The 11,483-nt window shown below is 70.5% G+C and carries 11 protein-coding genes; 1 reads left to right on the top strand and 10 read right to left on the bottom strand.

Annotated features, from left to right (window positions below; all coding sequences use genetic code 11):
- Positions 1-84 precede the first annotated feature (84 nt).
- The 8 genes from KGA65_RS05180 to KGA65_RS05145 form a co-directional block, all read right to left on the bottom strand.
- Positions 85-1,245 (bottom strand): acyl-CoA dehydrogenase family protein, encoded by a 1,161-nt coding sequence (locus tag KGA65_RS05180; protein WP_225862068.1) that lies wholly within the window; start codon positions 1,243-1,245, stop codon positions 85-87.
- A 39-nt stretch (positions 1,246-1,284) separates the two neighbouring features.
- Complete coding sequence (locus KGA65_RS05175) at positions 1,285-2,064, bottom strand: enoyl-CoA hydratase-related protein (RefSeq protein ID WP_225862067.1); 780 nt, start codon at positions 2,062-2,064, stop codon at positions 1,285-1,287.
- A gap of 19 nt (positions 2,065-2,083) precedes the next feature.
- Positions 2,084-3,733 (bottom strand): cyclohexanecarboxylate-CoA ligase, encoded by a 1,650-nt coding sequence (gene aliA / locus KGA65_RS05170; protein ID WP_225862066.1) that lies wholly within the window; start codon positions 3,731-3,733, stop codon positions 2,084-2,086.
- A gap of 77 nt (positions 3,734-3,810) precedes the next feature.
- Positions 3,811-4,968, bottom strand: coding sequence for a cyclohexanecarboxyl-CoA dehydrogenase (aliB, locus tag KGA65_RS05165; RefSeq protein WP_225862065.1), 1,158 nt, complete (start codon positions 4,966-4,968; stop codon positions 3,811-3,813).
- Positions 4,969-4,990: 22 nt separating this feature from the next.
- Positions 4,991-5,773, bottom strand: coding sequence for a 2-ketocyclohexanecarboxyl-CoA hydrolase (badI, locus tag KGA65_RS05160; protein ID WP_225862064.1), 783 nt, complete (start codon positions 5,771-5,773; stop codon positions 4,991-4,993).
- 41 nt (positions 5,774-5,814) lie between these two features.
- Positions 5,815-6,582 carry a 2-hydroxycyclohexanecarboxyl-CoA dehydrogenase gene (gene badH / locus KGA65_RS05155; protein WP_225862063.1) on the bottom strand — a complete coding sequence of 256 codons (768 nt, stop codon included), beginning with the start codon at positions 6,580-6,582 and terminating at the stop codon, positions 5,815-5,817.
- A gap of 283 nt (positions 6,583-6,865) precedes the next feature.
- Positions 6,866-8,068: a 3-oxoadipyl-CoA thiolase gene (gene pcaF, locus KGA65_RS05150; protein WP_225862062.1), complete on the bottom strand. Its 1,203-nt coding sequence runs from the start codon at positions 8,066-8,068 to the stop codon at positions 6,866-6,868.
- Between the two features lie 110 nt (positions 8,069-8,178).
- Positions 8,179-10,230, bottom strand: coding sequence for a 3-hydroxyacyl-CoA dehydrogenase NAD-binding domain-containing protein (locus KGA65_RS05145; RefSeq protein ID WP_225862061.1), 2,052 nt, complete (start codon positions 10,228-10,230; stop codon positions 8,179-8,181).
- Positions 10,231-10,335: 105 nt separating this feature from the next.
- Here KGA65_RS05145 and KGA65_RS05140 point away from each other — a divergent pair, with 105 nt between their 5' ends.
- Positions 10,336-11,280 (top strand): LysR family transcriptional regulator, encoded by a 945-nt coding sequence (locus KGA65_RS05140; RefSeq protein ID WP_225862060.1) that lies wholly within the window; start codon positions 10,336-10,338, stop codon positions 11,278-11,280.
- Here the strand turns inward: KGA65_RS05140 and KGA65_RS21035 are convergent.
- Together KGA65_RS21035 and KGA65_RS05130 are read right to left on the bottom strand one after the other, a co-directional pair.
- Positions 11,238-11,342 carry a hypothetical protein gene (locus KGA65_RS21035; protein WP_225862059.1) on the bottom strand — a complete coding sequence of 35 codons (105 nt, stop codon included), beginning with the start codon at positions 11,340-11,342 and terminating at the stop codon, positions 11,238-11,240. The genes KGA65_RS05140 and KGA65_RS21035 overlap by 43 nt on opposite strands.
- Positions 11,339-11,482: a hypothetical protein gene (locus KGA65_RS05130; RefSeq protein WP_225862058.1), complete on the bottom strand. Its 144-nt coding sequence runs from the start codon at positions 11,480-11,482 to the stop codon at positions 11,339-11,341. Before KGA65_RS05130 ends, KGA65_RS21035 begins: the two co-directional genes overlap by 4 nt.
- Position 11,483: the final 1 nt, after the last annotated feature.

Here is an 11,483-nt window from a genome sequence, read left to right as displayed (position 1 = left end):
AGGTGTCTCCTGGTTCTCTGTGGGTCTTGTGTGCGGTCATCGGGTGCGTTCAGGGCATGGGCACCTCCTGGCGGGACGGGGATCTCAGGCCGTGCGCAGCAGCTCGCGGCCGATGATCAGTTGCTGTACCTGCGAGGTGCCTTCGTACAGGCGCAGCAGCCGGGCATCGCGGTAGAAGCGCTCGACCGGGTACTCGTTGATGTAGCCCGCCCCGCCATGCACCTGCACGCCGCGGTCGGCCACGCGGCCCAGCATCTCGGTGGCGAACAGCTTGGCGCAGGACACCCGCATCGAGATGTCCGGGTCCGAGACCTCGGCCGGCTTGCCATCGAAGCGCTGGGCCACCGCCTGCACCAGGGACCAGCCAGCCAGCAGCTCGGCCTGGCTGTCGGCCAGCATCGCCGCCACCAGCTGGAACTCGCCGATGGGCTTGCCGAACTGCTTGCGGTCGTGCGCATAGCGTGCGGACTCCTCCAGCACCCGCGCGGCCATGCCGCAGGCCACGGCCGAGATGTTCAGCCGCCCGCGGTCCAGCACCTTCATCGCCGTCTTGAAGCCCTGGCCGGGTTCGCCACCGATGATGTGGCTGGCCGGCACGCGCGCGTTCTCCAGGATCACGTCACAGGTCTTGGTGCCGCGCTGGCCCATCTTCTTGTCGGTCTTGCCCAGCTTCAGGCCCGGTGTGTCGGCCGGCACGATGAAGGCGGAGACCCCGCCCGCCCCCGGCCCGCCGGTGCGCGCCATCAGCGTGAAGGCCCCCGCCCGCGGCGCGTTGGTGATGAAGCGCTTGGTGCCGTTGAGCACATAGTGGTCGCCGTCGCGCTCGGCCCGGGTCTTGAGCGAGGCGGCGTCGGTGCCGGCGTCGGGCTCGGTCAACGCGAAGGACATGACCAGCTCGCCACTGGCCACGCGCGGCAGGTAATTGGCCTTCTGCTCGGGCGTGCCGTCCATCAGGATGCCCTGCGAGCCGATGCCGATGTTGGTGCCGAACACCGAGCGGAAGGCCGGCGCGGTGCGGCCCAGCTCGTAGTTGACCTGCACCTCCTGGCTGACCGACAGACCGATGCCGCCGTAGGCCTCGGGGATCGTCAGCCCGAACAGGCCCATCTCCTTCATGTCCTCGATGAGGTCGGCCGGAACCTCGTCGTGCTCCTCCAGGTGGTTCTCCATGGGCATCAGGCGCTCGCGCACGAAGCGCTGAACGGTGGACAGCAGGAGGTCAAAGCTTTCGGCGTCAAGGGCCATGGTCGGGTGCTCCCGGAAAGGTCAGCGGGGGTCGAGAGGTCAGCGGTGCCGGAAATCCGGCGGGCGCTTGTCCAGGAAGGCATGCATGCCCTCGTGGGCGTCCTCGCTGGCGAAGCGGGCGTAGAGCTGCTGGCGCTCGAACAGCAGGCCCTCGGCCAGCGAGCTCTCCCAGCTGCGGTTGATCGAGGCCTTGATGGCCCGCAGCGCCGGCACCGAGAAGCCGGCGATCTGCCGGGCCAGCACCTCGGTCTGGCTCTGCAGTTCGGCATCGGGCACCACCCGTGACACCAGACCGCAGCGGTCGGCCTCCTGGGCATTCAGCAGGCGGGCCGACAGGCACAGGTCCATGGCCTTGGCCTTGCCGATGGCGCGCGGCAGGCGCTGGGTGCCGCCTGCGCCGGGAATCATCGCCAGCTTCACCTCCGGCAGGCCGAAGCGGGCCGACTCGGCGGCAACGATGATGTCGCAGGCCAGCGCCAGCTCACAGCCGCCGCCCAGCGCAAAGCCCGCCACCGCAGCCAGCACCGGCTTGCGCACGCTGCGCAGCGTCTCCCAGTTGCGGGTGATGAAGTTGCGCTCGCTGGCCTCGTGCTGGCTCCAGTCGGCCATCGCGGCGATGTCGGCCCCGGCGGCAAAGGCCTGGTCGCTGCCGGTGATGACGATGGCACCGATGGCCGGGTCCTCGTCCAGGGCCAGCAGCGCCGCGCCCAGCGCATCCATCAGCGCATCGTTCAAGGCATTGCGCTGGGCGGGCCGGTTCAGGGTCAGCCAACCGACGCGCGCGCGGGTCTCCACCCGCACCAAAGAGGTGTCTGTCATGGGGTCTCCCGGACGCGGCTCAGGACGCCGCCAGCCTGGCCTTGAGCAGGTCGCGCAGCTTGAATTTTTGGAACTTGCCGGTGGGGGTGGCTGGCATGGCGTCCAGCAGCTCCAGCCGCTCGGGCAGGTACTGCATCGCCACCTTGTGGCCCTTGAGGTAGGCCACCAGGCCCGGCAGGTCCAGGCTCTGGCCCGGCTTGCAGACCACCACCGCGCAGGCCCGCTCCCCCAGGCGCTCGTCGGGGTAGGCCACCAGCGCCACCTGCTGCACCGCCGGGTGGCGGTAGAGCAGGTTCTCGATCTCCACCACCGGGATGTTCTCGCCGCCGCGGATGATCACGTCCTTGCTGCGGCCGGTGATGCGCAGATAGCCCTGGGCGTCGATGCGGGCCAGGTCGCCGGTGTCGAACCAGCCCTCGGCATCGGTGTGGTTCCACTGCGGCCGCTTCAGGTAGCCACCGAAGTTGGAGCAGGAGCGCACATGCAGCTCCCCCGCCACCCCGGCCGGTGCCGGCTGACCATCGGTGCCCATCACCCGGATCTCCACCCCCGGCAGCGGCAGGCCGTCGGTGTTGAAGGCCCGCTCGTCCGGGTCGTCCAGCCGGATCAGCGTCACCGCGCCGTTCTCGCTCATGCCCCAGGCGGACACGATCTTGCTGCCCAGCACCGCGCGGGCCTGCTCCACCAGCGCGCTGGGGATGGGCGCGCCGGCGCACAGAAAGGTCTTCAGCGACGGCACCGGCGTGCCCTGGGCCGCCACCGTGTTGGTCAGGTCGGTCAGGAAGGGCGTGGAAGCCATCGTGAAGCTGACCTGCTCGCGCTGGATCAGCGCAATGCCCTGGCGCGCCTCCCAGATGTCCTGCAGCACCACGCTGGCCTTCAGCAGGATGGGCATCATCAGCCCGTACATGAAGCCGGTCTGGTGGGCCATCGGCGAGGCCATCAGCACGACATCCTGCGCATCCAGGTCCAGCCGCTGGGCATAGGGCACGATGTTGGAGAAGGTCGTGTTGGCCGAGTGCATCACCCCCTTGGGCTCGCCAGTGGTGCCCGAGGTGTAGATCAGCTGGGTGATGTCGTCCGGCCCGGGCCGGCTGGCGTGCAGGATGTCGCGCGCATCGCTCGCCTCCTCCCAGGCCGGGCCACTCAGCAGCGCCTCAAAGCTGTCGGCCCCCTGGCCGTCGACAATGACCAGCTGCTGCAGGGCCGGCAACTGCGGCTGCAGGCCGCGCACCATGGCCTCGTGGTCGAAACCGCGGAAGACCCGCGGCGCGATCATCACCTTGGCTTCGCCATGGCGCAGCATGAAACCCAGCTCGTGCTCGCGGAAGATGTGCATCAGCGGGTTCATCACCGCCCCGATGCGCGAGCAGGCCAGGTACACCAGCGTGAACTGCCACCAGTTGGGCAGCTGGCAGGCCACCACGTCCTGGCGGCGCACGCCCAGGCGGTGCAGGCCCACGGCGATGCGGTCGGCCATGCGGGCCAGCTCGCCGTAGGTGAAGCGGGTCACTTCGCCGGTCTCCATCCGGCAGGCGGTCAGGGCGACCTTGTCCGGGCAGGCCGCGGCGCAGGCATCCAGCTCGTCGTTGATGGTGCGGTCCAGCCACCAGCCCTGCGCCATCATCCGCGCACGGCGCGGCGGCAGCAGTACGGCATCGAACTCCATGCGGTGTCTCCTCGTGGGGTGGAAATGGGGCCGCCTGTGCCGGCGACCTCCGTTTTCTGTTGGCGGGGGCGTCGTCCTCAGGCCGGGACGAACTGCCGCCCGGCCCGGGTGCGGGCGATGATGGTTTTCATGATCTGGGCCGTGCCGTCGCCGATCTGGAAGCCCAGCACGTCGCGCAGCCGCTGCTCCATCGGGCCGCGGTCGTAGCCGCCGTGGCCGAAGCACAGCAGGCACTGGTGGATGGCGTCGTAGGCCAGCTTGGGGCCCCACCACTTGGCCATCGCCGCCTCGGCGCTGTGCGGCTGGCCCTGGTCCTTGAGCCACAGGGCCTGCAGACACAGCAGGCGCGCGCCCTCGACCTCGGTGTCGAACTGCGCGAGCGGATGCGTCACACCCTGGAAGGCCGACAGCGGTTGGCCGAAGGCCTCGCGCTGGGTGATGTAGGCCCAGGTCTCCTCCAAGGCCACCCGTGCCACCGCCAGCACCTGCAGGCCGATCAGGGCGCGCGAGAAGTCGAAGCCGTGCATCACCTGCACGAAGCCCTTGTTCTCCTCGCCCAGGCGGTGGCTCACCGGCACCCGCACGTTCTCGAAGAAGATCGAGCCACGGCCGATGGCGCGCTGGCCATGGCAGTCGAAGCGGCTGGTGCTGACGCCGGGCGCGTCCATCGGCACCAGCATCGCCGTCACGCCGTGGGCCTTGGATTCCGCCGTGCCGGTGCGGCCGAAGACCACCGCGATGTCCGCCTGATCGGCGGCCGAGATCGAGGTCTTCTCGCCGTTGAGCACATAGTGGTCACCGTCGCGCTCCACACGCAGGCGCAGGTTGCCGGCGTCCGAGCCCCCGCGCGGCTCGGTTAGCGCGATGCAGCAGATGGCCTCACCGCGCACCATCTTCTTCAACCAGGGCGCCACCACCTCGGGCTGGCCATAGCGCGAAAGGATCTGCGCGTTCAGCGAGGCCAGCAGGTTGAGGTAGGAGAAGCTCAGGTCGGCGCGGGCGATCTCCTCGTGGATCACACCGGCGGCCAGCGTGCCCAGGCCCAGGCCACCAAAGGCCTCGGGCAGCTCCGGGCAGATGAAGCCCAGTTCGCCCATCTCGCGCAGCAGCGCGCGGTCCAGCACCCGAGTGGTGTCGCGGGCCTGGAAGTCCGGCTTGACGCGCGCCTCAGCGAAGCGCCGCGCCGAGTCGGCCAGGGCCACCAGGTCCTCGTCGAGGTAGGGGTTGGGGGTCATGACAGCCTCCTCGCGCCCGTGCTCACTTGGCGAACTTGCGGAAGTCGGGCTTGCGCTTGTCCTTCAGCGCCGCCACGCCCTCGCGGGATTCGTCGGTGTCGTAATAGAGCTTGAGCGCGTACATGCCCAGGCCGGCGATGCCCGCCTGGTGGGCGGTGTCCATGTTGAAGCTGCGCTTGGCGATGGCCAGCGCGGTCGGGCTGCGCTCGCACAGTTCCTCGCCCCACTTCTGCACCTCGGCGTCGAGCTGCTCGTGCGGCACGCAGACATTGGCCAGGCCCATGGCCACCGCCTCGGCGCCGGAATAACGGCGGCACAGGTACCAGATCTCGCGCGCCTTCTTCTCGCCCACCACACGGGCCAGGAAGGCGGTGCCGTACCCGGGGTCCACCGAACCCATCTTCGGGCCCACCTGGCCGAAGATGGCCTTGTCCGAACAGATGGTCAGGTCGCAGATGGTGGCCAGCACATTGCCGCCACCGATCGCGAAGCCCTGCACGCGGGCGATCACCGGCTTGGGCACGTCGCGGATCGCGGCGTGCAGTTCCTCCATCGGCAGGCCGATGGTGCCGCGGCCGTCGTAATTGCCGTCGTGGGCCGACTGGTCGCCGCCGGTGCAAAAGGCCCGGTCACCGGCCCCCGTCAGCACGATGGCGCCGACGCTGCGGTCGTAGCCGGCCTTGTTCATGGCCTTGATGATCTCGTCGCAGGTGGTCCCGCGAAATGCGTTCATCTTGTCGGGCCGGTTGATGGTGATCCAGGCCACGCCGTTGCGGACTTCGTACAGGATGTCTTCGAATTGCATGCTCGTCTCCAGAGGGGTTCGGTTCGTCGGGATCACGGCGCTCAGCCGTGCATGGTCAGGCCGCCCGACACGCTGAGGACCTGGCCGGTGATGAAGGCCGCGTCGTCGCTGGCGAAGAAGGCGATGGCCTGAGCCAGGTCCTCGGGCTGGCCCAGCCGCCCCATCGGAATGGCGCTCTTGAAGGCCTCGATCAGCTTGGCCGGGTCCCGCGCGCCCTCGGCCACACCGGCCAGCAGGGCGGTGTCGGTCGGCCCGGGGCAGACCACGTTCACATTGATGTGGTGGCGGGCGTGCTCGCGGGCCAGGGTCTTGGACAAGGCGACCAGGCCGCCCTTGCAGGCGGAATAGACCGCCTCACCGGATGAGCCACCGCGCGCGGCGTCGGAGGCCACGTTGACGATGTGGCCCGACTGACGCTCTGCCATGCCCGGCAGCACCGCATGCAGCATGTGCAGCGCGCCCACCAGGTTGATGGCGATGAGCTTGTCCCACTCGGCCGGCGCCGTCTTCACGAAGGGCTTGAAGACATCCCAGCCGGCGTTGTTCACCAGCACATTGACGGGGCCCAGCTGGGCCTCGGTCGCGGCCACCGCCGCATCCACCGCGGCGCGGTCGGTGATGTCGCAGCGGAAGGCCGCGGCCTGACCCCCTGCGGCGCGGATGTCGGCGGCCACTTTTTCCGCCGCGTCCAGGTTCATGTCGAACACGGCCACCTTGGCCCCGTCAGCAGCCAAACGCCGGCAGGTGGCGCTGCCGATGCCCCCCGCACCACCGGTCACGATGGCGGTCTTGTCCTTCAACTGGCTCATGGTTTCTCCTGGGTTGGAACCGCCCGGCGCACAGCCGGCTCCGGCGGTCATTTACGTCAATATATTTGCCTATATTAGGAATCGAAGTGAGATACGACAACCTGTTGTCGATATCTTTTTTCTAGGTGTTTTCCCAAGATTCCGGCGTGGCAAGGGCAGTCATCTGTCGTCCCGCAGGAACGAATTCATGCAACTGATTGCTTATTGACAGACCGATGGCCGCGCACTCACGGGCCCGCGCAGTGCTCGCCGCCGCCGGCCCTGCGCCGCAGGTGACCCTGGCTCAGACCCGTTCCAGCACCACGGCAATGCCCTGGCCTACGCCGATGCACATCGTGCACAGCGCGTAGCGCCCGCCCGTCGCATGCAGGCGGTTGACCGCCGTGGTGGCCAGGCGCGCGCCGGTGGCCCCCAGCGGGTGGCCCAGCGCGATGGCGCCGCCCCAGGCATTCACCCGCGCATCGTCGTCGGCCAGGCCCAGCCCGCGCAGCACCGCCAGGCCCTGGGCGGCAAAGGCCTCGTTGAGCTCGATCACCTCCATCTGGTCCAGGCCCAGGCCGGTCAGCGCCAGCACCTTTTGCGTGGCCGGCACCGGGCCGATGCCCATCACCCGCGGCGCCACCCCGGCCACGGCCATGCCCAGCACGCGGGCGCGCGGTGTCAGCCCCTGCCGCGCAGCCGCGGCCTCGCTGGCCAGCAACAGGGCGCAGGCCCCGTCGTTGACGCCGCTGGCATTGCCGGCGGTCACCGTGCCGTCCGGCGTCACCACGCCCTTCAGACGGGCCAGCGCCGCCAGGGTGGTGTCGCGCGGATGCTCGTCCTGCGTCACCTGCAGCAGCTCGCCCTGGCGCTGCGGCACCGGCACGGGCGTGATCTCGCGGGCGAGGTGGCCGGCCTGCTGGGCCGCCAGGGCGCGCTGCTGGCTGCGCAGCGCGAAGCGGTCCTGCGCCTCGCGCTCGATGGCGTGCTCGCGGGCCACGTGCTCGGCGGTCTCGGGCATGCTGTCCACGCCGTAGCGGGCCTTCATCCGTGGGTTGACGAAGCGCCAGCCGATGGTGGTGTCGTGCACGGCGCTGCTGCGGCTGAAGGCGCTCTCGGCCTTGGGCATCACAAAGGGCGCGCGACTCATGCTCTCCACCCCGCCGGCGATCATCAGCTGGGCCTCGCCAGCCCGGATGGCGCGGGCCGCGCTGCCCACCGCATCCAGGCTGGAGCCGCACAGCCGGTTGACGGTGGCCGCGGGCACCTCGGGCGGCAAGCCGGCCAGCAGGCTGGCCATGCGGGCAACGTTGCGGTTGTCCTCGCCGGCCTGGTTGGCGCAGCCCAGGCTCAGGTCGTCCAGCGCGGCCCAGTCCACCCCGGGGTGACGGGCCATCAGGGCCTGGATCGGAATCGCCGCCAGGTCGTCGGTCCGGACGCTGGCCAGGGCGCCGCCGTAGCGGCCGATGGGGGTGCGGATGGCATCGCAGATGTAGGCGTGGTGCATGGTGGTGCGCAGGTGCAGCGCCGTTGCCGGCAACAGAGGTCCCACCGGCCTGCCGCAGCACGCCGGGGAGCGAAGGAATCAGCGGAAAGCGAGGGGCTGGGGGCGCCGGCTCAGTCCAGCAGCACGCGCAGGTCCCCCTGGCGGACGCCCAAGCCGGCGGCCGCGACCAGCGTCGCCAGCTCGTCCGCCAACGCCGCCGGGTCCTGCTGGCGTGCCCAGAACACGGGGCCACCTTCCCAGCGCGGGAAGCCATAGCCCTGGACCAGCACCACGTCGATGTCGCTGGCGCGGGCGGCCACGCCTTCGGCCAGCAGCAGCGCCGCTTCGTTGACCATGGCCAGCAGCGCGCGGCGCCGGATCGTCTCGGCCGTCAAGGTCTGCGGCGTGCCGCCGCGGGCAGCGCGGGCCTGCTCGATCAGGTCGCGCACGGTCGCATCGGTGCCGGGCGCGGCCTGGCCCTCGGTGTAGACGTAGTAGCCGGCCCCGGTCTTGCGGCCCAGCCGGCCGCGTTCGCACAGGCCGTCCAGGATGGGCACGTAGCGCTCGCGCGGGTCGCGGCTGGCGGCCTGGGCCTGGCGCATGCGCCAGGCGATGTCCAGGCCGGACAGGTCCGCCACCGCGAACGGGCCCATGGCGAAGCCCATGCCGGTCAGGGCTTGGTCCACCTCTTCGGGCCAGGCGCCGTCTTCCAGCATGAACTCGCATTGGCGCCGGTAGGCGTTGTAGATGCGGTTGCCGATGAAGCCGAAGGCATTGCCGCAGCGCACCGGCAGCTTGCCCAGGCGCTGACCCAGGGCCATGCCGGTGGCCAGCACCTCCGGGGCGGTGGCCCGGCCCTGCACCACCTCCAGCAGCTTCATCACCTGGGCCGGGCTGAAGAAGTGCAGGCCCAGCACATCCGCCGGCCGGCCGGTGGCGGCGGCCATCCCGTCGATGTCCAGGTAGGAGGTGTTGGTGGCCAGCACCGCGCCCGGGCGGGCATGGGCATCGATGCGCCGGAACACCGCCTGCTTGACCGCGAGATCCTCGAACACGGCTTCCACCACCAGATCGGCCTGGGCCAGCGCAGCCCAGTCCAGCGTGGCGGTCAGCCGTGCCAGGGCCTCGCCGGCCCGGGCCGCCGTGAGCTTGCCCGCCGCCACCCGCCCGTTGTAGTGCGCGTGGATGCGCTGCACGCCGGCTTGCAGCGCCTCCTGCGCCTGCTCCAGCAACAGCACGCCCAGGCCGGCGTCCAGCGCGCTGATCGCGATGCCGGTGCCCATGGTGCCGGCGCCGATCACCGCCACCCGGTCCACCGGCCGCGGCGGCATCTGCAGGGCGGCGGGCAGTTTCACCGCCTCGCGTTCGGCCTTGAACTGATGGCGCAAGGCCCGCGCCTGCGGGCTGGCCACCAGGCCCAGGAACAGCGCCCGCTCCCGCGCCAGACCCGCCTCGAAGGGTTCGGCCACCGCGGCCAGGGCGTCGAGCAACGCGGTGTGGGCCGGCTGCAGGCGTTGGCGGGGCTGCAGCCGGGCGCGGGCCGCGGCCACCTGGGCCTGCACGGCGGCCGCCTCGGGCTGCCGGTCCCGCGCCAGCGGCCAGGGCGCGCCGGCCTCGGCCAGGCGCAGCGCCACCGCGGCGGCGGCCGGCACCAGGTCGTCGGCCACCACGCGGTCGAACAGCCCCGTGTCGGCCAGCTGCCGCGCGGTGCGGGCCTGGCCGGACTGCATCATCTCCAGCGCGGTCGGCAGCCCCACCAGCCGGGGCAGGCGCTGGGTGCCGCCACCGCCGGGGATCAGGCCGATCAGGATCTCGGGCAGGCCCACGCGGGCGCCTTCCAGCGCCACCCGGGCGTGACAGGCCAGCGCCAGCTCCAGGCCGCCGCCCAGGGCCACACCGGCCAGGGCAGCCACCACCGGTTTGGATGCCCCCTCCAGGGCCGCCAGCAGCTGGTCCAGCCGGGGCTCGGCCGTTTGCAGCGGGGTGCCCATCTCGCTCACATCGGCGCCGGCCGAGAAGGCCCGCGCATCGCCGGTCAGCACAATGGCCCGCACCGCGGCATCGGCCTGGGCCGCCGTCAGCGCCTGCAGCAAAAAGGCCCGCAGGGCATGGCCCAGGGCCTGGACTGGCGGGTGGTCCAGTGTGATGACGGCGACTGCGCCTTGCAGGGTGTAGAGGGACACGGACAGGCCTCCGAAGACGATGCGCCATTCTTCGGGAGCGAATCTCCTTTGACAATTGGAAAGCCAATAGACAAACTGTCAAATCCTCTTTGACATTCAAGCGCCATGGACGTCAACGCCCTGCTGCTGCTGGTGGACATCGTCGAGGCCGGCAACCTGAGCCAGGCGGCCCGCAAGCGCAAGATGAGCCGGGCCAACATCAGCTACCACCTGACCCAGCTGGAGAAGTCGCTGGGCCAGCAGCTGGTGCGCCGCACCACCCGCCGCATCGACCCGACCGAGGCCGGGCTGCGCCTGTACCGGCATGGCTGCGTGATCCGCGATGAGCTACAGGCCGCGCAAGAGTCGGTGGCCAGCCTGCGTGAAGGCCTGCACGGCAGCGTGCGCCTGGCCGTGCCCACCGGCTTCGGGCAGCTGGTGATGTCGCACTGGCTGATCGAATTCAAGCGCCTGCACCCCAGCATCCGGCTGGAGCTGCTGTTCGACAACCGGGTGGACGACCTGCTGCGCGACGAGGTGGACCTGGCGATCCGCGTGCTGTCCGAGCCGCCCCCACAGCTGATCGCCCGCGAGCTGAGCCGCATGCGTCACATCGTTTGCGCCTCCCGCCAGTACGCGCAGGCGCACCCGCTGCCCACCCGGCTGGAGGACCTGGCCCAGGTGCCGCTGATCACCTCCAACGTGGTGGGGCGCGCGCTGCGCGTGTCGGCCTACCGGGGCGAGGAGCGGCACGAGATCGCGCTGCAGCCCACGCTGGCCTCCGAGAACTTCCAGTTCCTGCACGAGGCCATCCTGGCCGGGCTGGGCGTGGGGCTGGTGCCGGACTATGTGGTGGCCCGCGAGCTGGCGGCAGGCACGGTGGTCACCGGTCTGGACGACTGGCGCCTGAGCATCTTCGGCTCGCGCCTGTTCCTGCTGCGCATGCCCGACCGCTACGAGACCCTGGCCACCCGCACGCTGATCGACTTCGTGCTGGCCCAGGCCAAGGCCTGGGCCGAAGCTACGCCTCAGGCGGGCGGCAGCGCCAGCGCCACCTTGCCGAACTGCTGACCCGAGGCCAGGCGGTCCAGCGCCGCGTGGATGGCCTCCAGCGGGTACTGGCTGTCGATCACCGGCGCAGGCCGGTGCGGGCGACAAAGCGCAGCAGCTCATCGAATTCCTGCACCGTGCCGTAGGTCGAGCCGATGACCTGCAACTGGCGCACGAACAGGCGACACAGGCCGGCCGCCGCGCACCAGCGACTGGAGGGCACC

Origin of the sequence: Ideonella benzenivorans (assembly GCF_020387415.1) — a bacterium.
Classification (GTDB): domain Bacteria; phylum Pseudomonadota; class Gammaproteobacteria; order Burkholderiales; family Burkholderiaceae_C; genus Ideonella; species Ideonella benzenivorans.
The sequence above is the reverse complement of the archived record's forward strand: the minus strand, read 5'-3'. Positions and strand labels throughout refer to the sequence as shown.